Raw genomic sequence first — 22,520 nt, 5'->3', positions numbered from 1 at the left:
GCCGGGCCACGTCATCAGGGCGCCAACCGGTGGGCATGAACCAGATGCGCAGCTTGTCCCACCCGCGTTCGGCCCGTCGCGCATCACTCCACAACTGGGCATAGAACTGCAGATTGGCCCACAGCGGGTTCCAGCTGGCCAGCGGCGTGGTCACGCCAAAAATCACCGGCTCGTTATCGTCCTCTTCCTGGAAGGTGCCGAATAGACGATCCCAGACAATGAACACCCCGCCGTAGTTGCGATCCAAGTACAGAGGGTTCTGCGCATGGTGGACGCGATGATTGGACGGGGTAATGAACAGCCATTCGAACCAGCCCAGCTTCGGAATGTGCCGGGTGTGCACCCAGAACTGGTACAAAAGGTTCAACGCCGCGACAGTGATGAACACCAGCGGTGGCACGCCCAGCACAGCCATCGGCAAGTAGAAGATCCATGACAGCAGGAAGCCGCTGCTGGTCTGGCGCAGGGCTGTGGACAGGTTGTAATCCTCGCTCTGGTGATGCACTGAGTGGGCGGCCCAGAGGATGTTGCGCTCGTGGCCCATACGGTGCAGCCAGTAATAGCAGAAGTCATAGAAGACAAACGCCAGTACCCACACCCACAGCGCCTCGCCCGGCAGCTTGAACAACGCCAGGTGCTCCCAGGCCAGGGCATAGGTAACCAGGCCCACACCCTTGGTCAGCAGGCCGGTGGTGGTCGACAGCACGCCGGCGCTGAGGCTGTTGATCGCATCGGCCAGACGATAGGTACGCATGCCCCGCAAGTAATCCGCGAGCAGTTCGACCACAATCAGAACGAAGAAAAACGGTACCGCCAACAGGATCAGGTCCATGGGTCATCCATCTCCAGGCTATCCCGCAAGATTAGGCCGGGAATGGCACAAACCCTATGGCGACATCTGCCAAACTAGAGGACATTTAGCGCCTCGAATCGGGAGTAGTGAGCATGACCCAGAAAAAAGTTGCTGTGATTCTTTCCGGCTGTGGCGTGTACGACGGCGCCGAAATCCACGAAAGCGTGATCACCCTGCTGCGCCTGGACCAGCGCGGCGCAAAAGTGCAGTGTTTTGCGCCCAACATTGCCCAGATGCATGTGATCAATCACTTGACCGGCGAAGCAATGCCCGAGACCCGCAACGTGCTGGTGGAATCGGCGCGGATCGCCCGCGGCGAGGTCAAGGACCTGCGCGAGGCCGACGTCAAGGACTTCGACGCGCTGATCGTGCCGGGCGGCTTTGGCGCGGCGAAAAACCTCTCGAACTTTGCCGTTGAAGGTGCGGGCTGCAGCGTGCACCCGGACGTACTGGCCCTGGCCGAAGCCTTCGCCGAAGCCGGCAAGCCGGTCGGCCTGATCTGCATCTCACCCGCCCTGGCGGCAAAGATCTACGGGCCCGGCGTGGTCTGCACCATCGGCTCCGACGCCGGTACCAGCGCGGCCATCGTCAAGATGGGCGGCACCCACGAGGAATGCGATGTTCATGACATCGTCGAAGACACCCAGCGCAAGCTGGTCAGCACCCCGGCCTACATGCTGGCAAAAAGCATCAGCGAAGCCGCGGGCGGCATCTACAAGCTGATCGACCGGGTGCTGGAACTGACCCACGAGAATGATTGAACACTGGAGTGAGGCACAGATCCACTGTGGGAGCCGGCCAAGCCAGCGACTATGGCACCTGGCGCGCCAGGCGGGTCAGGATCCGGTCCAGGGCGTTGGCAAACGCCTGCTTTTCGCGGTCGCCATAAGGCGCCTGGCCACCACCGACCTGCCCCTGCTCGCGCAGGTCGGTGAACAGGTTGCGCACCGCCAGGCGTTCACCCATGTTGCGCTCGTCAAATTCCTTGCCGCGCGGGTCGAGGCAGGCAACGCCCTTCTTGACCAGGCGATCGGCCAGTGGCACGTCGCTGCAGATCACCAGCTCGCCCGGTACCGCGTGTTCGACCAGGTAGTCGTCGGCGGCATCCGGCCCACTGGGCACGACGATCAGCCTGACGCAGGCAAAGGCCGGCTTGATCTGGCTCTGGCCAGCCACCAGCACCACTTCCAGCTGACGCTTGAGGGCAAACTTGACCAGTTGATCCTTGGCCGCCTTGGGGCAGGCGTCGGCATCGATCCACACACGCATGGCACAGATTTCCAACAAAAACGGGCAAACAGTATCCCTGCTCGCCCGTTTTGCTTCAAATCAGCCCGCCGGTTGGCGACGCTGCTCGGCCAGGCGGCTGCGCCCGTAAAGGATCGCAATGGCCAGCAAGGCCACTACTTGCGCGGCCAGTGAATAGGCGTCGGCGTGAATACCCAGCCAGTCGAAGTCGAAGAACGCCACCGGCCGCGTACCGAACACCCCGGCTTCCTGCAGCGCCTTGACCCCGTGCCCGGCAAACACCACCGACAAGGCGCACAGCAGCGCCGCATTGATGCTGAAGAACAGGGCCAGCGGCAGCTTGGCCGAGCCGCGCAGGATCACCCAGGCCAGCCCCACCAGCAGCACCAGCGCCGTGGCGCCACCCGCCAGCACCGCGTTGTGGCCAGCAGGGCCGGCCTGCAGCCAAAGGGTTTCGTAGAACAGGATCACTTCGAACAGCTCGCGGTATACCGAGAAAAACGCCAGCACGGCAAAACCGAAGCGCCCGCCGCCACCGACCAGGCTGCTCTTGATGTAGTCCTGCCAGGCCGCCGCATGACGGCGATCGTGCATCCACACGCCGAGCCAGAGCACCATGACGCTGGCAAACAGCGCCGTGCAACCTTCAAGCAATTCGCGCTGGGCGCCGCTGACGTCGATGACATACGCCGCCATCGCCCAGGTAGCGAGCCCGGCGAGCAGCGCCAGGCCCCAGCCGACGTTGACACTGCGCACCGCCGACTGCTGGCCGGTATTGCGCAGGAAGGCCAGAATCGCCGCCAACACCAGGATTGCCTCCAGGCCCTCGCGCAGCAGGATCAACAAACCGGAGATGTAGCTCAGCGACCAGCTCAGGCCATCGCCGCCGAGCAGCTCGGCGGCATCCTTGAGCTTGGCCTTGGCCGCACTCAGGCGCTGCTGCACGTGCTCAAGCGGCAAGCCGTCCTGCAATGACTGACGGTACGCCATCAACGACTTTTCGGTGTCTTTGCGGACGTTGGCATCGACGTTGTCCAGCGAGCTTTCGACCAGCTCGAAGCCTTCCAGGTAGGCCGCTACCGACAGGTCATAGGCTTGCTCATGATCGCCTGCCTGGTAAGCCGCCAGGCTCTTGTCCAGGGTGCTGGCGGTGTAGTCCAGCAGTTGCCCCGGGCCACGCTGGACCTGCGGCGGCTGCGCTCGCTGGGCGCGGAACTGGGCAAGCGCTTCAGGCCCTTCACCGGCTTCGACTTCGGCGGGCGTCCGGCGGGCCAGGTCGGCCAGGTTGTAGGTCTTGTCGCCCTTGGCCTTGGCCGGATCGGCGGTGAAGCTGGCGACATAGGTCGCCAGGTCCCAGCGCTGGCGCTCATCGAGCTGGTCGGCGAACGACGGCATGTCAGTGCCTTCGATGCCCAGGCCAAGGGTGTTGTACAGGTCGAACAAGCTCAAGCGGTCGAGCCGTTCGGCGCTGCGCAGGTTCGCCGGCGGCGGGGTCAGGCCCAGACCTGCCGGGCCATCACCGGCACCGCTATCGCCGTGGCACACCGAACAATGCTGGGCGTACAGCGGCGCACCGCGGCTCGGGTCCGGGGTAATGATCGGCGCCTGGCTGACTTCATAGGCCACCGCCAGTTGTGCGCCGAGCAGACGGGCCTGACGGGCGACGCCAGGGCCGTCCTGACGCTGGCTGATCGCCTGGCGCAAGTTGACCACGCCCTGCTCCAGGGCCTGGCGCTCCTGGCGGGCTGGCAAGGCGATGATCAGGCCCTGCAGCACCTCGATGAACTCGAGCTGCTCGCGGTATTCCCCCTCGTCGATGACCTTGCCCGCCTCGACGGTCGCCGGGTAGTCGGCACCGATGTAATCGAGCAAGTGCAGGGCCTTGGCGGCGCCATCGACGCTGTCGGCCAGCAGTGTGGCACTGCTCAGCGCCAGCACCGGCCAGAGCAGCCAGGCAAGTAAGCGGGAACGGGGAATCATGAGCGACTCTCAAATGAAAATACGAGGTAAAGCATTGTTCACTTCCACTGAGGTTCGCTCAAGGTTTGCCGGCGCAATCGTTGAAAAATTTTGTGACAAATATCCTGGGCATCCCGCCGATTAAAGCTAAACCGTTCGTCGGCCGATACGTGAATGCTGGCACAACGACAAAATCCAAAAGCAAAACGCCATTAATTAGCCAGCAAATGCGTTTATAATGCCGCGCCGTTATATAGCGGTTAAGAATTTAGGCTCCTGTTTTAATAGGATTTGGCGATATATGCCAAAGGGATACTCGCCGTCTCGCCCCCAGGCCTCTCACCAATTCAGGGAAGAAGAATTCAGATGGCATCCCGTGTCCTCACCGTCGCGACCCTGGTCGCGGCCGTCCAACTGGCTGGTTGCTCGGCCTTTCGCAGTTACGACAGCGAGCTTCAGGAAACCAACCAGCACCTGAGCAGCGGCAACGTCGATGCTGCCCTGCAACTGCTGGAAAAAAACAACAAGGGTGAGGACAAAGACCTTCTCTACTACTTCGAGAAGGGCGAACTGCTGCGCTCCAAGGGCGACCTGGCCGGCAGCCAGCTGGCCTGGCGCAGTGCCGATGACGTGGTGTTCAAATGGGAAGAGTCGGTCAAGCTCGACACCGACAAGTACCTGAGCCAGTTCGGCAGCTACCTGGTCAACGACAAGGTGCGTCGCTACGAAGGCTATGACTACGAAAAAGTCATGCTGACCACGCAGATGGCCCTCAACCTGCTGGCCCAGAACGACTTCGACGGCGCCCGTACCGAGATCAAGAAGACCCACGAGCGCGAAGCGGTCATCGCCGAGCTGCGCGACAAGGAATACCTCAAGCGCGAGGAAGAAGCCGAGAAAGAAGGGGTCAAGACCGAGTACAAGGACCTTCAGGGCTACCCCGTGGCCGCCCTCGACGCCCCGGAAGTGGTCGGCTTGAAGAACAGCTACCAGAGTGCGTTCAGCCACTACCTGTCCGGTTACGTGTATGAAGCCCTGGGCGAAAAAGGTCTGGCTGCACCGGGTTACCGCAAGGCCGCCGAGCTGCGCCCGAACACCCCGCTGCTGGAACAGGCCCTGCTCGAGCTGGACAAGCCAGCGGCGAAAACCACCGACAGCGACGTGCTGATCGTGATCCAGAGTGGCCTGGCCCCGGCCCGCGACTCCGTGCGCATCCCGTTGCCGTTGCCTATCAGCGGCAACCTGGTGATCACTCCGCTGTCGTTCCCGGTAATCAAGGAAGACACCTCCACCGCGCACTTCAGCGAGATCTACCTGAACGACCGCGAGCTGAAGCTGACCGCCCTCAACAGCACCACCGCCATGTCCCGCCGCGCCCTGCGTGACGACATGCCGGGGATCATCCTGCGCACCAGCGTACGGGCCATCTCCCGTGGCGTGGCGCAGAAGCAGCTGAACGACGTCAACCCGCTGGCGGGCCTCGCCGTGGGTATTGCTTCGACTGTCACCGAAGGCGCCGACACCCGCACCTGGCGCACCCTGCCCGATGAAACCCAGGTTGCCCGTGTGCGCCTGCGCCAGGGCGAGCACCAACTGAGCCTGCCATCGAGCCTGGGCGGCAGTCAGGTCAGCGTGAAGATCGACCGGCCGTTCCAGGTCGTCACCCTGCGCGTGGTCGGCAACCAGGTCTTCGCCGGCGGCCCTGCCCTGCATGTGGAGCCGAAAGCCACTGGCCAGGCCGTCGCCAGCCTCAAACAACCTTAAGGAAGCGTCATGCGAATCAAACTGCTCGCCGTTCTCGTCACTGCCCTGCTGGCCGGTTGCGCAACCCCGCCACCACCAGCGCCTGGCAGCGCCGCCAGCAAGGTGGTGAAGATGGGCAACCTGAAGAACATCGAAACCGGCCCGATGCGCGTTGCGCGCGAGAACGGTTTCCTGACCGTCAAGGTGTCGCTGAACAACACCAGCGCCAGCAACAAGACTCTGTTCTACCGTTTCGCCTGGCTGGGTAACGACGGTTTCCCGGTTGCCGATGAAGAGAGCTGGAAGACCGTGACCCTGTACGGCAAACAGTCCAGCGTGTTGCCGGCTATCGCGCCCGTGCCGCAGGCCACCGATTTCCGCCTTGAAGTTCAGTCTCAGTAATCATTTTTGCAGGAGCACCTTTCCATGATTGCACGCATCTCCCTCGCCGCCCTCGCCATTGCTCTGGTCAGCGGCTGCAGCACCCCGTCGCCGGTCCTGGGCGGCAAGAACATCGGCTATGGCGACAGCAAGGCCGTGGAGCTGGTCACCAACGAGTTCGGTTCGACCGACCTGCAGATGATCGCCGAATCCATGACCCGCTCGCTGGCCCAGTCCGGCATCCTTCAGGGCCGCCCGGTGGTGCAGGTCTATGACGTGAAGAACAAGACCAGCGAGTACATCGATACCCGCGAGATCACCACCTCGATCAAGACCCAGCTGATGAAGTCCGGCACCGCCCGCTTCGCTAGCGACAACACCCAGATGCAGAGCCAGGTCGACCAGCTCAAGCTGCAGAACCAGAGCGGCCTGTACAAGAAGAACACCGTCGCCAAGACCGGCAACATGATCGCCGCCAAGTACCGCCTGGAAGGCTCTATCAGCTCGATCGTCAAGCGCAGCAGCGACTACAAGGACGTGTTCTACAAGTTCAGCCTGCAGCTGATCGATGTTGAAAGCGGCCTGGCCGAGTGGATGGACGAGAAAGAAATCCGCAAGACCACGGAGCGCTAAGCAATGCGTGCATGGATGAGCGTTCTGGGCCTGGCTTGCGCGTTCAGCGTGCAAGCGGCCCCCAAGGTCGCGGTGACCGACCTCGCCTACCAGGAGCGTGTGGAGCAGTACATCCACACGGTCTCGGCGCAAAGCAGTGGCCAGGCGAGCATGTACCACGCCAGTGGCTCGTCGAGCTACAGCGAGTACGAGAGCCGCGACAGCTACATCGAGCAGACTGAACTGCGCAAGTTCACTGGCGACATCAAGGGCGAGATTCTCAAGTCCGGGATGTTCCAGCTGGTTCAGGGCACGCCCTACACCGCCGATGCCAAAGGCGACGTGTATGACGTGATCCGGCGCATCAAGAACGGCAACTTCAAGGGCGCCGACTATGTGCTGTTCGGCACCTTGTCGGATATCGATTTCCAGCGCGACATTACCTCGCTGGACAACACCAACAGCTATTCGGCCATCCTTGGCCTGAGCCTGGTGGCCGATTTCAGCCTGATCAACACCAAGACCTACGAGATCACCTCGGCGTTCACCGCCATGGGCGAAGGCCAGGACACCAAGCTGGTCAACAGCCAGGATGTGCGCGTGACCCTGAACCGCCCACGGGTGGTGCGTGAGGTGTCGAAGGAACTGGGGATGGACGTTGCCCGGCAGATGGCCGAGCAACTGGGTGGTAGCGTACCGGGGCACGAACGTGCGCCAGCGCGCAACAACCTGCCGCCCGATGAACCTGCGCAGATTTTGCGTTGAGACACAAAAAAGGCGACCTTCGGGTCGCCTTTTTTGTCTGCGATAGGCGTCTACACCGGCGCCCGGCGAATACTCGCCAGCAATGTAGCCGCGCCCAGGAACAACCCAGCAAAGGTCCGGTTCATCCGCCGCTGTTGCTTGGGCGTACGCAGCAGGCGCAGCACCTGGGCAGCGAGCCCGGTGTACCCGGCCATGACCATCAGGTCGACCGTGACCATGGTCAGCGTAATGATCAGGTACTGCGGCAGCAGCGCGGCATGCGGGTTGATGAACTGCGGCAGCACCGCGAGCATGAAGATCAGCGCCTTGGGGTTGCTGACGTTGATTAGAAAGCCACGGAGTACCAGGCTCAGCGGCTTGCCGATCGGTCGTACGGCGGAATCGTCGGTGATGTCAGCCGGCAGCGCACGCCACTGCTTGACCGCCAGGTAGACCAGGTAAGCCACACCAAACCACTTGATGACCTGGAAGGCAGTGGCCGAAGCCGCGAGGATGGCCCCCACGCCGGCGGCAATGATCGCAATCTGCAGCACCAGGCCCAGCTGCAGGCCTAGCGCGTTCCAGTAGCCGCGCCAGAAACCGTATTGCAGGCCACAGGACATCGAGGCAATGGCCCCGGCACCCGGCGACAGACTGATCACCCAGCAAGCGGCAAAAAATGCCAACCATGTTTCCAATGACATCGCGCACCTCGGCACTGACTTGTTATAAACCTCTAAGCTAGTGCCCTGGCGAAAAAATCACCACGATTTTTTTCTGCGACCGATCAATTGCCCGGGGTTTTGCTCTCACTCACCAGCGGCAGCACTTCGGCGCCGCGCCAGCGTCGTACCGACTTCTGGAAGAACTGGCTGTTGGGCACCTGCACCAATGCGCCACCCGTTTCCGGCAGCTCGATCAGGGTGGTGAACAACAGGTTGATCGCCACCACACGGCCCTTCACGCCCGGCTTGTCGATGGTTTCGACCAACTCGACCACATCACCGATGCGAAACGGTCCGACGGTAAAGATCAGTACCGCGCAGAGCAGGTTCGACAGCACGCTCCACATGGCAAAGAAGGCCACCGCCGCCACGGCGACGAAACCGGACAAGGCGGTCCACAGCACCGTGGCAGAAACACCCAGGCGCTCGAGCACGAAGATCAGCGCGCTGCCCATGATCAGCCAGCGCAAGCCACCACGCAGCGGCATCAGCAACTCAGGCGGCAACGGGTAGCGCTCGCCCAGGCGCTTGAGGCAGCGTGCAACCACGCGCTGCAGGATGAAGGCCGCCGAGAGGATCAGCAGGATCTGCAAACCCAGCCAGAAGGGTGCGATCCATTCCACCGGCAATGGCCATTGCAAGGACTCCATCAGGACATCGCCTCCAGCTCCGCCTGCATGCTCTCGAGCGTCTCCAGGGCTGCCATCCAGGCTTCTTCCAGCTCCCCTTCACGGACCTTGAGCTTGGCCTGCTGGGCCAGCAAGTCACGCAATTCATCCTTGCGCGCCGCCTCATACAGGGCGCTGTCACCCAGGCTGGCATCGACCTTGGCCAGTTGCTCATGCACGCTGCCCAACTCGCGTTCGAGCTTGTCGGCTTCGCGCTTGTGCGGTGCCAACTGCTGGCGCAGGGCTGCCGCCGCCTGGCGCTGGGCCTTCTTGTCGGTCTTGTCGGCATTGACCGGGGTGCTGCTGACCGGTGCGTTGCGCTGACGGTACTCGACCAGCCAGCGGGTGTAATCGTCCAGATCGCCGTCGAAGGTTTCGACTTTGCCGTCGGCTACCAAGAGGAAATCATCGGTGGTGCTCTTGAGCAGGTGCCGGTCGTGGGAGACCACCAGCACCGCACCGCTGAACTCCTGCAGGGCCATGGTCAGCGCCAGGCGCATTTCCAGGTCCAGGTGGTTGGTCGGTTCGTCGAGCAGCAACAGGTTCGGCCGTTCCCAGGCAATCAGGGCCAGGGCCAGACGGGCTTTTTCGCCACCGGAGAAATTCACCACCGGCTCGTCAATGCGCCCGCCACGGAAGTCGAAACCACCGAGGAAGTCACGCAGGGTCTGCTCGCGCTCGGTCGGTGCCAGGCGTTGCAGGTGCAGCAACGGGCTGGCCTTGTTGTCCAGCGAGTCGAGCTGGTGCTGGGCGAAGTAGCCCACCGACAGGTTCTCGCCGCGCACCAGGCGCCCGCTCAGCGGCTCCAGTTCACCGGCGAGGTTCTTGATCAGGGTCGACTTGCCGGCACCGTTGGGGCCAAGCAGGCCGATCCGCGCACCCGGGGTGAGCTGCAGCTTGACCTTCTCGAGGATGGTCTTGTCGCCATAGCCCAAACGGCCTTCGGACAGATCGAGCAGCGGGCTGGAGATTTTCTCCGACTCGCGGAAGACGAAGTCGAACGGCGAATCGACATGGGCCGCCGACAGCTCTTCCATGCGCTCCAGGGCCTTGATCCGGCTCTGCGCCTGACGGGCCTTGGTGGCCTGGGCCTTGAACCGGGCGATGTATTTTTCCATGTGCGCGCGCTGGGCCTGCTGCTTCTCGTAGGCCTGTTGCTGCTGCGCCAGGCGCTCGGCACGAGTGCGCTCGAAGGCGGTGTAGCCGCCGCGGTAGAGGGTCAGCTTGCACTGCTCGACGTGGGCGACATGATCGACCACGGCATCGAGGAAATCACGGTCGTGGGAAATCAGCAGCAGCGTGCCCGGGTAGCCCTTGAGCCAGTCTTCCAGCCAGAGGATGGCGTCCAGATCCAGGTGGTTGGTCGGTTCATCGAGCAACAGCAGGTCGGACGGGCACATCAGTGCCTGGGCCAGGTTCAGGCGCATCCGCCAGCCACCGGAGAAGTCGCCTACCCGGCGGTCCATCTGCTCGTTGGTAAAGCCAAGACCCGCCAGCAACTTGCGCGCCCGGGCGTCGGCGGTATAACCGTCGGCGCTGTCGAGTTCGATGTGCAGGCGTGCCAGTGCGGTGCCGTCGTGGGCGGTTTCGGCAGCGGCCAGATCGGCCTGGACCTTGCGCAAGCGGGCATCACCGTCGAGCACATAATCAACCGCCAGGCGCTCGAGGGTGTCGACCTCCTGGCGCATGTGCGCGATGCGCCAGTCCGCCGGCAGCTGACAGTCACCGGAGTCGGGCGTCAACTCGCCACGCAGCAAGGCAAACAGGCTGGATTTACCGGCGCCGTTGGCACCGATCAGGCCGGCTTTATGACCGGCGTGCAGGGTCATCTCGGCGCCTTCTAGCAGGCGCTGTGGACCACGCTGTAAAGTGAGGTTCGATAGTCTGATCATAATGGCCGCGGAGTCTACCAGCTTCGTCGGCAACTGGCGCGAGTGGGACCATGCACACCGACCTGTGGAATTTTGCCCTGAAGCTTTACGCCCGACCAGGCGTGGAGGCTGCCTGCCTGCAATGGCAGGACCTGGGTGGCGACGTCTGCCTGCTGCTGTGCGGCATGTGGCTCAGTGCCCGCGGCATAGCCCCGAACGAACAGCGGGCACGACAGCTCGCTGAATTGGCCGATACCTGGCAAACCGATGTGGTGAAACCGTTACGCACGCTGCGCCAGGCCTGGCGCGACAAGGCATCCCAAGACTCGCAATTGGCGGGTCTGCGAGAGCAGGTCAAAGGTTTGGAGTTAGCGGCTGAACGCGTCCTGCTGGAGCGTCTCGAGGGTATTTGCAAGGACTGGGCAGCGACGCCCGAAACGGGATTGGACTGGATAAGCTGGCTGGCACCCAAAGGCGCCGGTGCGCATCACGACGCGCTGCACACGCTGCGCGTCGTGATGCTGACGACTCAGGACGCCGAAGACGGGGTCTGAGTAGCCGGTGCTACCGAAGCTGCTGGTGCAGGCGACGGGGCGGCGGCTGGTGCTGCCGGTGCTGCTGGAGTCGCAGGCTTGGCGGCCGCAGGCTGCGCTGGTTTGGCAGCGGCTGGCTTGGCTGCAGGTTTTGCAGCAGGCTTGGCCGGTGCTTTCGCAGCAGCAGGCTTGGCCGCTGGCTTGGCAGCGGGTTTTGCCGCCGCAGGTTTGGCCGCTGGTTTGGCTGGCGCTTTCGCTGCTGCCGGTTTGGCCGCAGGCTTGGCTGCAGGTTTTGCCGCTGCAGTTTTAGCGGCTGGTTTGGCAGGCGCTTTGGCAGCAGGCTTGGCAGGTGCTTTGGCAGCAGCAGGCTTGGCAGCAGGTTTGGCGGCAGCGGTACGGGCGGGTGCTTTGGCAGCTGGTTTGGCGGCAGCTTTAACCGCAGGCTTGGCCACAGGTTTAGCGGCAGCTTTAGCAGCGGGCTTGGCCGCTGGCTTGGCAGCAGGTTTGCTCGCTGCTTTGGCCGGCGCCTTGGCCGCTGGTTTGGCGGCGGGCTTGGCCGCAGCGGCGGCGGCAGGTTTGGCCGAACGCAGGGTCAGCGCCTTGGCGGCAGCTTCCTTGACCTTGCCAACGCCCTGGGCCAGCTTCAGGCTTTCCTGGGCATCACGCTTGAGTTGCAGGATGTAGGTGCGCGTTTGCGATTGACGGTCCTTCAAATTGTCGAGCAACTTTTCCAGTTCGGCCACAGCGTCCTTGGCCTTGCCCTGTGCCTTGGCTTTGCCAGCCTTGGCCGCATCCTGCAGTTTCAGCCGGGACTTGTGCAGTTTTTCCTGCGCCTTGCCCCGTTGTTTTTCCAACTTGGCGAGCAGTTTTTCAGCATCAGCCAGCGCTTGCGAGCAGGCATTTTCCAAATGATCGAGCAGGCTGCCCGAGAGTTGCTGGAGCAGGTGCAACGGCGTACTTACTGGCTTCTTATTGGCCGACATGGTTTACCTCCTGGCTGACGAGATTGCGGCTCATACTATGCTTCTGCTGCTACCGCCGCTAGGGCATGTTGACAGTATTAAATGCGCCGCGTTGCATGCCTGGGCAAAGTTGTTATCGCTGCAGCTGGAAACAAGTGTAGATGCTGCACAAAGTGTTGCTGATATTTACACGAAGTGACGAGCGAAGGCTGGCATACTTTATTTCCTCTGAAGCAGGAGCGAGCCTGTGCCGCGCTATCTAATCCTTACCCTGTTGCTATTGCCGACATCGTTAATTGCAGCGCCTGAAACCAAACCTGCCAGCGACCATGACCTGGCGTACAGCCTGGGCGCCAGCTTGGGTGAGCGTCTGCGTACGGAAGTGCCCGGACTGCAACTCGATGCCTTGATTGAAGGATTGCGCCAGGCTTATCAGAACAAGCCATTGGCACTGAGCAAAGAGCGCATGACGGCAATACTCGGCGAACATGATGCCCAGGCCAACGACGCTGCGGTTCAAGCACAGACCGAGCAATTGCTGACAGCGGAAAAACGTTTCTTGGCCACTGAACGGGCTAAAGCCGGAGTTCGCGAACTGGCCGAAGGCATACTCGTCAGCGAGTTGCAGGCCGGGACTGGAAGCAAGCCAAAAGCGGGTGGCAAAGTCCAGGTTCGCTATGTTGGCAAGTTGCCGGATGGCACAGTGTTCGATCAAAACCAGCAAGCGCAATGGTTCAATCTGGACAGTGTGATCGAGGGATGGCAAGTCGCATTGCCGCAGATGGCGACAGGATCTAAGTGGCGACTGGTGATCCCTTCGGCGCAGGCTTACGGCGCCGAAGGCGCGGGCGACCTGATTGCGCCCTATACGCCACTGGTGTTCGAAATCGAGTTGCTCGGGGTTGCCGACTGAGGGTCGGCAGCACCATCAGGCCTGGACCGCGCCTTCTTCGCTGTGCGCGGTGTGCAGCACTTCGATCAGGCAGTCTTCGAGTTCGAAACGCTCATGTAACAAGCTGCCGAGCTTGCCCAGCTTTTCCGCGAAACGTTCAGGGTCGTTACAGTTGCCCTTGTCGCAATGATCGTTGAACGCCGAAGCGATTTCGGTGATGGCGTCGATGCGAGGGCTGATCTGCTTGGCCAGCTCCAGCCCGCGAGTGTCGCCAAACGCCTTGGCTTCGCTGACCAGTTGCTCGCTCACTTCAAAATGCCAGGCTGACACGTAGTCGATCAGCACCGCACAGAAGTCCCGGCTCTTGTCCTTGTCGGCAAAGGCCGGCTTGGCATCACGCAGCTCGCGGAAAGCCTTCACCAGCTCTGCACGCTCGTCCAACCAGCGGTCAATGAGCTTATGAACCCCACCCCAGCGTTCCTGAGCATTCTGACAACTATCTAGCATGGCGATCTCTTCCCTTCTGGGTAATGCCCCTGCCCCCGCGCCGCAAATGTGCAGAGCAAAGGTGAAGTCAGCAGAGCGGCATCGAGCAGCTGTGTTTTCGGTATGCGTGCAGGGAGATTATTCCCGTGCGCCCTTGCCTTCAAGGTACGCAGACGACAATGTTCATACAAGCGTTTAATCCGACCATTCTTTGCCGTCGGTCGCTTGCACCGTTAAAAAACCGCCTCAGCTTTTACCTGCCCGACTGAACAGCGGGCAGCCGCGACCGAGCAGGCGAACGATCGGCAAAGTCGCCAGCAACACGAAGGACAACAGGCTCCACTCGGGCAGGGTAAGGTCCAGGAAGCTCCAGTTGATTGGCACGCAGTCAGCACTGCCGATCACCATCACCTTGATCACCTGGACCATGGGCATGCTCTCGATCACGTAATCGAAAGCCGGCTGGCACTCGATGCTCGACAACGCCGGATTGCCCTGCAGCCAGACATGCCGGGCCGCCAGCAATGCCCCGCCTGTTGCACAGAACAGCGCCAGGGCGGCATAGACGCGGGTGCCGAGACGCCCCGGCGAATGCACCAACGCACACAGGCAGACCAAGGCAAAGGCCCCCAAAAACAAGCGCTGGCTGTAGCACAACGGGCATGGCACCAGGCCCAAGCCGAATTCCAGATAGACAGCGGCCGCCTGGACCAGCACCGATGCCAGCAACGCCGGAAAGAACAATGTACGCAAGCGGGCCAACAGCATGGCAAGTCCAGAAGCGGGATAGACAGGCGATAACGGTAGAGGAAAGGCGCGGCTTGTATCAAGGCAAGACAGTCGGGACAAGTCGCTGATCGACAAGGGAAGCATCCCGAGTGCCACAAGAAAAATGCTTAGCAATTTGCAGGAAAACTTACCAGCAAGGCGCAGAAAGATGACTCAAGCCCATGAGCGCGCGATTTGCGGTGCGCCCATGGGTATATCAAGCTCGAATAGCCTCAGGCAGTGGCAACGCCAGCAACCGCTGATCAAGCATACCCAGGCCTTCCTGGAATAGCTGATTGCTGCGCTCGGCATCACCCAAGCTGGCCAACAACCGGGCAAGCTCGGCACAGGCTTCGGGATTGCGCTGCACCCGCAGGCTGCTTTCCAGATAATCCCGCGCTTTACCCCAAAGGCGATTCTGCAGGCTTAGCCGGCCCAGGGTCAGGAGCAGACTGGGATCGTCGGGATGTTCCTTGAGCCAGCCTTCGGCGGTTTGCAGCTGCCGTGCCAGGTCGCCACCGCGCACCAGCCCATAAAGCCGAGCCAGATGGCTTTCGTACTGGCGCTTGAGCGCCGTGCGCAGGGCCTGCTCGGCTTCGCTCTCTGCACCCAGCTGGCGCAGTTGCTCGGCATAGGCCAGCACCAACTGCGGCTCCTGGCGCTGCGCAGCGGTAAGCTGCTGCCAGGCGCGCTCGAGGGATTGACGAGCGGTCTGTTCATCGCCTTCACGGCTGGCGGCCAGGCTCAGGTTCTCACCCCAGGCTCGGCGCTCCAACTCGGCCAGTTCACTCACCGGCAGCACCTTGTCCTTGCGTAGCTCCGGCAGCAGGCGAATCAGCGCCGACCAGTCGCCACGCTCGCGATACAGGCGCTGCAACAGGCGCAGTACCTGAACGTTATGCGGATGGCGCTCTTGCATGGCCTGCAGGGTAATCAGGGCCGCATCGCTGTCGCCACGGTCCATCTGCAACTGGGCGTGACTCAGGGCGATGGCCAGCTCCGCCTCGGGCTGACGCTCCAGGGCGCGCTCGAGCAAGTTGTCGCTGTCTTCGGTTCGGCCCAGTTCGTTGGCTGCACGCGCGGCACCGAGGTAATACAGCAAGGGTTGACGCTCGGCTTCGGCAGCCCGGTGCAGGTGACGCTGGGCACTGGCCCAACGGCCCTCGGCGAGGTCCAGTTGGCCCTGCTCGATGGCCAGTTGGGTGCGACGGCTGCGATTACGCCGCGACCAAGGGTTTACCACCCCGCCGGATGTCAGCACCAGGCCGACCAGGTAGCGCACCAGCAGCACGGCCAGGATGATCGCGGTCAGGGCCGCCAGCGCTGCCCACAGGCCCGATTGATAGCGAAAGGTGCCGTAGGCGATCTGCACATAGCCGCTGTGCTTGGCAATCGCGATCCCGAGCCCGGCGGCAACGATAATCGCCACCACCGCCAGCAGGTAAACGCGCCTCATGGCTTGGCCTCCTCGACCGGCAAGTGCCGGCGCTCCAGGTAGGCCTGAACGGCACTGATACTGTCCGCCAGGTCCGGCACCACCACCGCGACCGGCTGTTCAGCCAGCGCGTTGAGGCTATCGAGCATGGCCTTGCTCTGTGGGTTGTCGGCGTTGAAGTTGGCCAGCAGCACACTGCGGGCGTCATCCAGGGCCTGGGTGTACACCTTGGCTTCGCCATTGAGTGCGGCCCACTGGGCTTGCTCGATGGTCAGGCTCAGGGCCAGGCGCAACTGGTTGAGCGACTGCCCCGCCAGCAATGGCCGGATGTTTTCGTCGGCGTCAAATTCGATCTGGAAGTACTTGGACAGCTCCGCCCACCATTGTGACCAGCGACTGGCGCCATCGCCATCGGCGGTCAGGGCACCCAGCGCATTGGCATCGCTGTTGAATTCCGGTGTCTGGGCACTGAGCTGCAGCACTTGCTCACGCTGGGCCGCGAGCTTCAGGAACAAGCCGGTGCGGTCGGGCTGCTGGACGCTGTTGAGCGTAGCCAGGCTCTTGGCCAGTTGCTCACGGGCGGCAAAGGAGCCCGGGTCACTCTGTTCACGGAGGATGTCATCAGCGCCCTTGACCAGTTCACGCGCGCTGACGATGTCCTGCAAGGCGGACAACCGCAGGCTGGCCAGGCGCAGCAGATGCTCGGCTTCGGCCAGGCGCCAGTCCTTGCGGCTGGCGCCAAGGATAGTCTCCAGGCGCTGGCTCAAGCGTTGCTGGTCACCCTGCAATTGAGCGACCAGACGCCGACGGTCTTCCAGTTCGGAAGCGGGCGGCAGAACGGCCAACTGCGCAGAAAGTTGCTGTTCACGCTGCTGCAGGGCCTGGGTTTGCTCGCTCAGGGACTGCAGGTTCTGTGCCTGGCCCTGCTCGGCGCTCTGGAGCTGGCGAACCTGCCATACGCCCCATCCGCCAACTGCGACACCTGCCGCGCCCAGCAGCAAGGCCAGGATTGCCAGACCATTGCCGGACCGCTTGGCAGGTTCGACGGGGGTTTGTGCAGGAGCCTCTGGGACCTTCAGTTCATCGTTGGGCAAGACAGTTTCGCTCACGTATCCATCCTTTGCTTTACGGCACGTCGCCAATCAGCTTAGCGCCTTAGGGGGCTGGTGCAGGAGTTTCCTGCAATGTTGCCAGCAAAGCCGCGGCGCTTGCACCACGGCAATCCACTACATTCTGTGCGCCACTGGCGCGGGCGAGTTCCGCTACCCGCGGGCTGGGCACGAACAACGGTAGTTGCACCAACTGCGGCCAGTCTGCACCTGCCAGCTCGCGCAAGTGTTCAAAACCCTGCCCACTGCTGACCACCAGGCCATTCAGGCGTTCCCCGGCAATACGCCGGGCCAGGGTGGCCTCAGGGTAATGCGGCAGGTAGCGGCGATACAACTCAAGGTAATCGACACGGGCACCCAATGCGGCCAAGCGCTCAGCGAGCAATTCACGCCCCCCCTCGCCGCGGATGATCAACACCCGTGGCTGTGAGCGCCTGATCGCTTCGCTCAACGCCGGCAGCTGCAGCAATGCTTCGCTGTCGTCGCCTTGGGCTGGATAACTGACGTTGAGGCCGTGGTCGTCAAGAATCTGCGCAGTGGCTGCGCCGACGGTAAACCAGGCCTGCGCGGGGGGCTGCGGCCAGTGCACATTCAGCTGTTCTATAGCCAAGCGCGCAGCTGGCTTGCTGACGACAATCACCGCGCAGTACTGATCGAGCGTTTGCACCTGGCCAAGCTGCGCTGGCGTCAGCGCCAGCGGTTCGATTTCCAGCAACGGCAGGCTGCTGCTGAACACCCCCTGTTCGGCAAGCGTCTGGGCCAGCGCCGTGCATTCTTCTGCCGGCCGGGTCAGCAGCAGGCGCCAGCGGCTCACGGATGCCCGGCCTCGCCGTAGACCGCCTTGAGAATATCCTCGGCACCTTGCCCGAGCAGGTCTTCGGCGACCTTGATGCCAAGCGCTTCGGCATCCTTGCGCGGTGCGCGGGCCTGGGCGGTGAGCAACTTGCCACCGGCGGGCTCGCCCACCAGCCCGCGCAACCAGAGCTGATCGCCTTCTAGCACCGCATAACAGGCAATCGGTACTTGGCAGCCACCGTTGAGGTGCTTGTTCAGGGCGCGCTCTGCAGTAACCCGGTCAGCGGTGTCGACGTGATGCAACGGAGCCAGCAGCGCATGGATTTCGCTGTCGGCACTGCGGCACTCGATACCCACTGCGCCCTGGCCGCCTGCGGGCAGGCTGTCGTCAACACTGATACTGGAGGTGATGCGATCTTCGAACCCCAGACGGATCAGGCCGGCGGCGGCGAGGATGATGGCGTCGTACTCGCCGGCATCGAGCTTGGCCAGGCGGGTGTTGACGTTGCCACGCAAGAAGCGGATTTCGAGGTCGGGGCGACGGCTCAGCAACTGGGCCTGGCGGCGCAGGCTGGAGGTACCGACGATACTGCCGGCCGGCAGCGCCTCGAGGCTGTCAAAGGTGTTGGAAACAAAGGCATCGCGCGGATCTTCGCGTTCACAGATGCAGAACAGGCCCAGGCCTGCCGGGAAGTCCATCGGCACGTCTTTCATCGAATGCACGGCGATGTCGGCCTGGTTCTCCAGCAGCGCGGTTTCCAGTTCCTTGACGAACAGGCCCTTGCCGCCGATTTTCGACAGCGGCGAGTCGAGCAACTTGTCGCCACGGCTGACCATCGGCACCAGGGTCACGACCAGGCCAGGATGGGCCTGTTCCAGACGGGCTTTGACATATTCGGCCTGCCACAGGGCCAGGGCACTTTTGCGGGTGGCAATGCGGATTTCGCGAGTGGACATGGAACGATCCGTACGAGATAGATTCGCTCGATGATAACAGCTCAGTCCAGACCGCTAGCAGATCTAAATCATGCTAGGTGCCGACCATCCCTGGCCCTCGACTGCTCGATAGTCTTCGTCCTTACAGTTGCTGCATCATTTTGCGGACACCGGCCACATGCCGGCGGCTGACGATCAGGGCATCGCCATTGAGGCCCTTGAGAAACAGTTGAAAATGCCCAAGCGGCGTGCGTTGCAAGCGCTCGATGCGGTTACGGGCGACCAGCGCGTTACGGTGAATACGGACAAAACGTTCGCCGAACTCGTCTTCCAGGGCCTTGAGTGGCTCGTCGAGCAGCACTTCGCCGGATTCGTGCCGCAGGGTCACGTATTTATGATCGGCGATGAAATAGATCACCTGGTCGAGGGGGATCAGTTCAATGCCTTTGCGCGTGCGGGCGCTGATATGGCTGCGCGGCCCGCTGCCACTCTCGGCCGCCGGCCGGGTCAGCGCCGCCAACTGCACGCGGTTGGGGCGTTCGGCCCTTTTCAAGGCGTCACGCAGGCTATCGGGCTGCACCGGCTTGAGCACATAGCCCAAGGTGCTGTCCTTGAACGATTCGACGGTGAACTCATGGTCACCGGTACAAAACACCACTGCAGGCGGTGCTTCGCGCTCGCACAGCCGCGCAGCGACCTGCAGGCCATCGAGCCCCGGCATGCGGATGTCGAGCAAGACGACCTCGGGCTTGAGGCTGTCAATCAGGGCCAGAGCCTCTTCGCCATTGGTGGCGCTGGGCTCCAGCACGGTATAGCCCTCCAGTTCGCCGAGCAGTCGGCTCAGGCGTTCCCGGGCTTGGGGTTCGTCATCAACGATCAGGACATTCATATTGCGCTGGATTCCTGCGTGAGTCTCGCACAAGGATAGCGTAGACAGGTGAGGTGACGACCGTCACGGCGATCCACGCTCAGACTCGCACGATGGCTAAAGATTCACTGGCTCGGCAGGAAACATGCCGAGCCTCTGTCCAACTGTAGACGGTTGCCGCAACACTGCCGTTCAATCGATAAATATCCTGTTGCAAGCGCGCTGTCGCGGGCCTGTGCTGCGACATAAACCCGCATTTACGCCGACCGCCGCACTCCGGCAGGGCCACCAATCCTGCTATGATCGGCAGCACTTTTTCCGTTCACGCCTTCAACGAGTGAATCCATGAGCACCGACAAGACCAATCAGTCCTGGGGCGGCCGCTTCAGTGAGCCCGTCGACGCCTTCGTCGCCCGCTTCACCGCCTCCGTCAATTTCGACCAGCGCCTGTACCGCCACGACATCATGGGTTCGATCGCCCACGCCACCATGCTGGCGAAGGTCGGCGTCCTCACCGACGCCGAGCGCGACACCATCATCGACGGCCTGAAGACCATCCAGGGCGAAATCGAGGCCGGCAACTTCGACTGGCGCGTCGACCTTGAAGACGTGCACATGAACATCGAGGCACGCCTGACCGACCGCATCGGCATCACCGGTAAAAAGCTGCACACCGGCCGCAGCCGCAACGATCAGGTCGCAACCGATATCCGCCTGTGGCTGCGTGACGAAATCGACCTGATCCTGGCCGAGATCACCCGCCTGCAGCAGGGCCTGCTGGAGCAGGCCGAGCGCGAAGCCGAAACCGTCATGCCCGGCTTCACCCACCTGCAGACCGCCCAGCCGGTGACCTTCGGTCACCACCTGCTGGCCTGGTTCGAAATGCTCAGCCGCGACTACGAGCGCCTGGTCGACTGCCGCAAGCGCACCAACCGCATGCCCCTGGGCAGCGCCGCGCTGGCCGGCACCACCTACCCGATCGACCGCGAACTGACCTGCCAGCTGCTGGGCTTCGAAGCGGTAGCCGGCAACTCGCTCGACGGTGTCTCTGATCGTGACTTCGCCATTGAATTCTGCGCGGCCGCCAGCGTGGCGATGATGCACCTGTCGCGCTTCTCCGAAGAGTTGGTGCTGTGGACCAGCGCCCAGTTCCAGTTCATCGACCTGCCTGATCGCTTCTGCACCGGCAGTTCGATCATGCCGCAGAAAAAGAACCCGGACGTGCCCGAGCTGGTGCGCGGCAAGACCGGCCGCGTGTTCGGCGCCCTCACCGGCCTGCTGACCCTGATGAAAGGCCAGCCACTGGCCTACAACAAGGACAACCAGGAAGACAAGGAGCCGCTGTTCGACGCCGCCGACACCCTGCGCGACTCGCTGCGCGCCTTTGCCGACATGATCCCGGCGATCAAGCCGCGTCACGCCATCATGCGTGAAGCAGCCCTGCGCGGCTTCAGCACCGCCACCGACCTGGCCGACTACCTGGTACGCCGTGGCCTGCCGTTCCGTGATTGCCATGAAATCGTCGGCCATGCGGTGAAGTACGGCGTCGATACCGGCAAGGACCTGGCGGAAATGAGCCTGGACGAGCTGCGCCAGTTCAGCGACCAGATCGAACAGGACGTGTTCGCCGTCCTGACCCTCGAAGGGTCAGTCAACGCCCGTGACCACATCGGCGGTACTGCGCCTGCGCAAGTACGCGCTGCCGTAGCCCGCGGCAAGGCGCTGCTTGCCGCGCGCTAAGCCCTGTCGCGTGCTGCTACCCGGCCAGTTCTGACTGGGTGGCAGCACTTGGCCTTCAAGGCTTGCTTGAGCGCACCATCTCCAGGAAAGCAGGCATCTGCGCTTCCTTGTCGGCGGCAATTTTCTGCACGTTCGGGTTGTGCTTGAAGCGCTCCAACAGCTCACGCGCTTGCGGGAAGTCTTCCAGCACGTCGATGGCGAAGACCTTCTTGCCCACGGCATAGGCCAGGTCGACGCTAAAGCAGAACAGCATGTCGGCGAGGGTCAGGCTGTCGCCGGCCACAAATGGGCTGAACTTGCCATTGCGCTTGAGGGTGGCGATACCGGCCAGCAATTCGGCCTTGGCCTTGGCCTTGATGGCGTCATCGACCCGTGCGCCGAAAAATGCTTCGGGGTAGCAGGCGCGGGCAGGCAGTTCGATGTACAGCTCGATCTCCTTGGCCAGCTCGTGCACCTTGGCCTGGGCAAAAACCCCTTCAGGCAATAGCGCCTTGCCCGGCTGGGTCCGCTCGATGTAGTCGAGGATCAGGTTGGTTTCGCTGATAAAGCCCTCTTCGGTCTCCAGCACCGGCACCTTGCCGCGCGGGCTGAGCTTCAGCGCTTCGGGGCTCTGGCCGCCGAAAAACAGCACTTCTTCAAACGGCACGCCCTTTTCCAGCAGCGCCAGTTTGGCCATGTTGTAGTAGTTGCTGACCGAAAATCCATGAAGCTTGAGCATGAAACAGCCTCCAGGCCGTAAAGGGGTTGGCCGGGTTGTTATAGACCCAAGTGCCGGGTACTGACCAGCATCATGGAGTTTGTCGATAGCAAGGCATCGGTGCCCGGCTCATGGCAAACTGGGCACCCCAAAAGAGGAAAGCGCCCATGAGCGAACCAACCGATATCGACAACGACGAAGAAGAGTTCGCCGAGTCGACCCTGATCGAAGCGATCGAGAACCAGATCGAAAGCGACAACCCGCCAGCGGCCAAAGCCACGTTCAACAAGTTGACCCTGGTGGGTTACGAGCGTGACGACATCCTCAACCTCATGGCCCATGTGCTGGCCTACGAGATTGACGCGATGCTCGAAGACGACCGCGCGTTCAACACCGAATGGTACGAAACCGCCTTGCGCGCTCTGCCCGAGCTGCCGCCGGAAAAGGTCTGAAGCAAAGCAGGATTTCCCTGACTACACTGCAAAACCAGGCACC

General features: G+C 62.4%; 23 protein-coding genes and 2 pseudogenes. 9 read left to right on the top strand and 16 right to left on the bottom strand.

Annotated features, from left to right (window positions below; translation table 11 throughout):
* Positions 1-205 precede the first annotated feature (205 nt).
* Positions 206-754 (bottom strand): annotated as a pseudogene (locus tag NLX68_RS26415) (sterol desaturase family protein); the annotation flags it as partial.
* A 191-nt stretch (positions 755-945) separates the two neighbouring features.
* Between NLX68_RS26415 and elbB the strand changes: the two are divergent.
* The gene (elbB, locus tag NLX68_RS01545; RefSeq protein WP_254282339.1) at positions 946-1,614 is read left to right on the top strand and encodes an isoprenoid biosynthesis glyoxalase ElbB; all 669 of its coding nucleotides are present in this window, start codon (positions 946-948) and stop codon (positions 1,612-1,614) included.
* A 49-nt stretch (positions 1,615-1,663) separates the two neighbouring features.
* Here the strand turns inward: elbB and NLX68_RS01540 are convergent, their stop codons facing one another.
* Together NLX68_RS01540 and NLX68_RS01535 are read right to left on the bottom strand one after the other, a co-directional pair.
* Positions 1,664-2,122, bottom strand: a complete 459-nt coding sequence (locus NLX68_RS01540) for a YaiI/YqxD family protein (RefSeq protein ID WP_010221151.1) — start codon at positions 2,120-2,122, stop codon at positions 1,664-1,666.
* Between the two features lie 60 nt (positions 2,123-2,182).
* Complete coding sequence (locus tag NLX68_RS01535) at positions 2,183-4,081, bottom strand: cytochrome c/FTR1 family iron permease (RefSeq protein WP_254282337.1); 1,899 nt, start codon at positions 4,079-4,081, stop codon at positions 2,183-2,185.
* 345 nt (positions 4,082-4,426) lie between these two features.
* On the opposite strand from NLX68_RS01535, the gene NLX68_RS01530 reads away from it, so the two are divergent.
* From NLX68_RS01530 to NLX68_RS01515, 4 genes are read left to right on the top strand one after another with little or no spacing between them, the layout of a single operon-like run.
* A complete protein-coding gene (locus tag NLX68_RS01530; RefSeq protein ID WP_254282335.1) occupies positions 4,427-5,824 on the top strand; it encodes a COG3014 family protein in 1,398 nt (465 codons plus the stop codon).
* Between the two features lie 9 nt (positions 5,825-5,833).
* Positions 5,834-6,205, top strand: coding sequence for a YcfL family protein (locus tag NLX68_RS01525; RefSeq protein ID WP_010221148.1), 372 nt, complete (start codon positions 5,834-5,836; stop codon positions 6,203-6,205).
* Between the two features lie 24 nt (positions 6,206-6,229).
* A complete protein-coding gene (lpoB, locus tag NLX68_RS01520; protein WP_010221147.1) occupies positions 6,230-6,817 on the top strand; it encodes a penicillin-binding protein activator LpoB in 588 nt (195 codons plus the stop codon).
* A gap of 3 nt (positions 6,818-6,820) precedes the next feature.
* Complete coding sequence (locus NLX68_RS01515) at positions 6,821-7,561, top strand: penicillin-binding protein activator LpoB (RefSeq protein ID WP_254282333.1); 741 nt, start codon at positions 6,821-6,823, stop codon at positions 7,559-7,561.
* Positions 7,562-7,611: 50 nt separating this feature from the next.
* On the opposite strand, the gene NLX68_RS01510 is transcribed toward NLX68_RS01515, so the two are convergent.
* The 3 genes from NLX68_RS01510 to NLX68_RS01500 form a co-directional block, all read right to left on the bottom strand.
* The gene (locus NLX68_RS01510) at positions 7,612-8,244 is read right to left on the bottom strand and encodes a LysE family transporter (protein WP_254282332.1); all 633 of its coding nucleotides are present in this window, start codon (positions 8,242-8,244) and stop codon (positions 7,612-7,614) included.
* An 83-nt stretch (positions 8,245-8,327) separates the two neighbouring features.
* Positions 8,328-8,915, bottom strand: coding sequence for a mechanosensitive ion channel family protein (locus NLX68_RS01505; protein WP_010221144.1), 588 nt, complete (start codon positions 8,913-8,915; stop codon positions 8,328-8,330).
* Positions 8,915-10,825, bottom strand: a complete 1,911-nt coding sequence (locus NLX68_RS01500; RefSeq protein WP_254282329.1) for an ATP-binding cassette domain-containing protein — start codon at positions 10,823-10,825, stop codon at positions 8,915-8,917. Before NLX68_RS01500 ends, NLX68_RS01505 begins: the two co-directional genes overlap by 1 nt.
* 50 nt (positions 10,826-10,875) lie before the next feature.
* On the opposite strand from NLX68_RS01500, the gene NLX68_RS01495 reads away from it, so the two are divergent.
* Positions 10,876-11,358: a TIGR02444 family protein gene (locus tag NLX68_RS01495; protein ID WP_254282327.1), complete on the top strand. Its 483-nt coding sequence runs from the start codon at positions 10,876-10,878 to the stop codon at positions 11,356-11,358.
* Here NLX68_RS01495 and NLX68_RS01490 read toward each other — a convergent pair.
* Positions 11,334-12,320: an AlgP family protein gene (locus NLX68_RS01490; protein ID WP_254282325.1), complete on the bottom strand. Its 987-nt coding sequence runs from the start codon at positions 12,318-12,320 to the stop codon at positions 11,334-11,336. The two genes, NLX68_RS01495 and NLX68_RS01490, sit on opposite strands and share 25 nt — an antisense overlap.
* Positions 12,321-12,546: 226 nt before the next feature.
* On the opposite strand from NLX68_RS01490, the gene NLX68_RS01485 reads away from it, so the two are divergent.
* On the top strand, positions 12,547-13,212 hold the full coding sequence (locus NLX68_RS01485) for an FKBP-type peptidyl-prolyl cis-trans isomerase (protein ID WP_254282323.1): 666 nt from the start codon (positions 12,547-12,549) through the stop codon (positions 13,210-13,212).
* A gap of 15 nt (positions 13,213-13,227) precedes the next feature.
* Here the strand turns inward: NLX68_RS01485 and NLX68_RS01480 are convergent, their stop codons facing one another.
* The 8 genes and pseudogenes from NLX68_RS01480 to NLX68_RS01445 all read right to left on the bottom strand — a co-directional run.
* The gene (locus NLX68_RS01480; RefSeq protein WP_010221140.1) at positions 13,228-13,698 is read right to left on the bottom strand and encodes an Rsd/AlgQ family anti-sigma factor; all 471 of its coding nucleotides are present in this window, start codon (positions 13,696-13,698) and stop codon (positions 13,228-13,230) included.
* Between the two features lie 225 nt (positions 13,699-13,923).
* Positions 13,924-14,445, bottom strand: a complete 522-nt coding sequence (locus NLX68_RS01475) for a disulfide bond formation protein B (RefSeq protein ID WP_254282321.1) — start codon at positions 14,443-14,445, stop codon at positions 13,924-13,926.
* A gap of 217 nt (positions 14,446-14,662) precedes the next feature.
* Positions 14,663-15,901: a heme biosynthesis protein HemY gene (locus NLX68_RS01470; protein ID WP_254282319.1), complete on the bottom strand. Its 1,239-nt coding sequence runs from the start codon at positions 15,899-15,901 to the stop codon at positions 14,663-14,665.
* Positions 15,898-16,989: a uroporphyrinogen-III C-methyltransferase gene (locus NLX68_RS01465; protein WP_254282317.1), complete on the bottom strand. Its 1,092-nt coding sequence runs from the start codon at positions 16,987-16,989 to the stop codon at positions 15,898-15,900. Before NLX68_RS01465 ends, NLX68_RS01470 begins: the two co-directional genes overlap by 4 nt.
* Before the next feature lie 46 nt (positions 16,990-17,035).
* On the bottom strand, positions 17,036-17,803 hold the full coding sequence (locus NLX68_RS01460) for a uroporphyrinogen-III synthase (RefSeq protein ID WP_010221136.1): 768 nt from the start codon (positions 17,801-17,803) through the stop codon (positions 17,036-17,038).
* Complete coding sequence (gene hemC, locus NLX68_RS01455; protein ID WP_100781849.1) at positions 17,800-18,741, bottom strand: hydroxymethylbilane synthase; 942 nt, start codon at positions 18,739-18,741, stop codon at positions 17,800-17,802. The genes NLX68_RS01460 and hemC overlap by 4 nt, the downstream gene beginning before the upstream one ends.
* A 121-nt stretch (positions 18,742-18,862) precedes the next feature.
* Positions 18,863-19,609, bottom strand: a complete 747-nt coding sequence (locus NLX68_RS01450; RefSeq protein WP_010221134.1) for a LytTR family DNA-binding domain-containing protein — start codon at positions 19,607-19,609, stop codon at positions 18,863-18,865.
* A pseudogene (locus tag NLX68_RS01445) lies at positions 19,606-19,713 on the bottom strand (sensor histidine kinase); the annotation flags it as partial. The pseudogene NLX68_RS01445 and the gene NLX68_RS01450, both read right to left, overlap by 4 nt.
* A 220-nt stretch (positions 19,714-19,933) precedes the next feature.
* Between NLX68_RS01445 and argH the strand changes: the two are divergent.
* The gene (argH, locus tag NLX68_RS01440) at positions 19,934-21,328 is read left to right on the top strand and encodes an argininosuccinate lyase (RefSeq protein ID WP_115084735.1); all 1,395 of its coding nucleotides are present in this window, start codon (positions 19,934-19,936) and stop codon (positions 21,326-21,328) included.
* A gap of 55 nt (positions 21,329-21,383) precedes the next feature.
* Here argH and NLX68_RS01435 read toward each other — a convergent pair whose 3' ends face one another.
* Entirely contained in the window at positions 21,384-22,046 is a 663-nt protein-coding gene (locus NLX68_RS01435) for a glutathione S-transferase (RefSeq protein ID WP_036994881.1), read from the bottom strand.
* A gap of 146 nt (positions 22,047-22,192) precedes the next feature.
* Here NLX68_RS01435 and NLX68_RS01430 point away from each other — a divergent pair, with 146 nt between their 5' ends.
* Positions 22,193-22,477: a hypothetical protein gene (locus tag NLX68_RS01430; RefSeq protein ID WP_213570251.1), complete on the top strand. Its 285-nt coding sequence runs from the start codon at positions 22,193-22,195 to the stop codon at positions 22,475-22,477.
* Positions 22,478-22,520: the final 43 nt, after the last annotated feature.

The sequence above is a fragment of the Pseudomonas sp. SBB6 genome, from assembly GCF_024213215.1.
Taxonomy (GTDB): domain Bacteria; phylum Pseudomonadota; class Gammaproteobacteria; order Pseudomonadales; family Pseudomonadaceae; genus Aquipseudomonas; species Aquipseudomonas donghuensis.
This window is presented reverse-complemented; position numbering and strand designations above follow the sequence as displayed.

Bases quoted from the DNA above. Each gene is read 5' to 3' on its own strand.
- NLX68_RS01430 (WP_213570251.1), top strand. From the start codon at position 22,193: ATGAGCGAACCAACCGATATCGACAACGACGAAGAAGAGTTCGCCGAG.
- elbB (WP_254282339.1), top strand. From the start codon at position 946: ATGACCCAGAAAAAAGTTGCTGTGATTCTTTCCGGCTGTGGCGTGTAC.
- argH (WP_115084735.1), top strand. From the start codon at position 19,934: ATGAGCACCGACAAGACCAATCAGTCCTGGGGCGGCCGCTTCAGTGAG.
- NLX68_RS01490 (WP_254282325.1), bottom strand. From the start codon at position 12,320: ATGTCGGCCAATAAGAAGCCAGTAAGTACGCCGTTGCACCTGCTCCAG.
- NLX68_RS01450 (WP_010221134.1), bottom strand. From the start codon at position 19,609: ATGAATGTCCTGATCGTTGATGACGAACCCCAAGCCCGGGAACGCCTG.
- NLX68_RS01435 (WP_036994881.1), bottom strand. From the start codon at position 22,046: ATGCTCAAGCTTCATGGATTTTCGGTCAGCAACTACTACAACATGGCC.
- NLX68_RS01495 (WP_254282327.1), top strand. From the start codon at position 10,876: ATGCACACCGACCTGTGGAATTTTGCCCTGAAGCTTTACGCCCGACCA.
- lpoB (WP_010221147.1), top strand. From the start codon at position 6,230: ATGATTGCACGCATCTCCCTCGCCGCCCTCGCCATTGCTCTGGTCAGC.
- NLX68_RS01480 (WP_010221140.1), bottom strand. From the start codon at position 13,698: ATGCTAGATAGTTGTCAGAATGCTCAGGAACGCTGGGGTGGGGTTCAT.
- NLX68_RS01530 (WP_254282335.1), top strand. From the start codon at position 4,427: ATGGCATCCCGTGTCCTCACCGTCGCGACCCTGGTCGCGGCCGTCCAA.
- NLX68_RS01510 (WP_254282332.1), bottom strand. From the start codon at position 8,244: ATGTCATTGGAAACATGGTTGGCATTTTTTGCCGCTTGCTGGGTGATC.
- NLX68_RS01525 (WP_010221148.1), top strand. From the start codon at position 5,834: ATGCGAATCAAACTGCTCGCCGTTCTCGTCACTGCCCTGCTGGCCGGT.
- NLX68_RS01470 (WP_254282319.1), bottom strand. From the start codon at position 15,901: ATGAGGCGCGTTTACCTGCTGGCGGTGGTGGCGATTATCGTTGCCGCC.
- NLX68_RS01535 (WP_254282337.1), bottom strand. From the start codon at position 4,081: ATGATTCCCCGTTCCCGCTTACTTGCCTGGCTGCTCTGGCCGGTGCTG.
- NLX68_RS01505 (WP_010221144.1), bottom strand. From the start codon at position 8,915: ATGGAGTCCTTGCAATGGCCATTGCCGGTGGAATGGATCGCACCCTTC.
- hemC (WP_100781849.1), bottom strand. From the start codon at position 18,741: ATGTCCACTCGCGAAATCCGCATTGCCACCCGCAAAAGTGCCCTGGCC.
- NLX68_RS01515 (WP_254282333.1), top strand. From the start codon at position 6,821: ATGCGTGCATGGATGAGCGTTCTGGGCCTGGCTTGCGCGTTCAGCGTG.
- NLX68_RS01500 (WP_254282329.1), bottom strand. From the start codon at position 10,825: ATGATCAGACTATCGAACCTCACTTTACAGCGTGGTCCACAGCGCCTG.
- NLX68_RS01540 (WP_010221151.1), bottom strand. From the start codon at position 2,122: ATGCGTGTGTGGATCGATGCCGACGCCTGCCCCAAGGCGGCCAAGGAT.
- NLX68_RS01475 (WP_254282321.1), bottom strand. From the start codon at position 14,445: ATGCTGTTGGCCCGCTTGCGTACATTGTTCTTTCCGGCGTTGCTGGCA.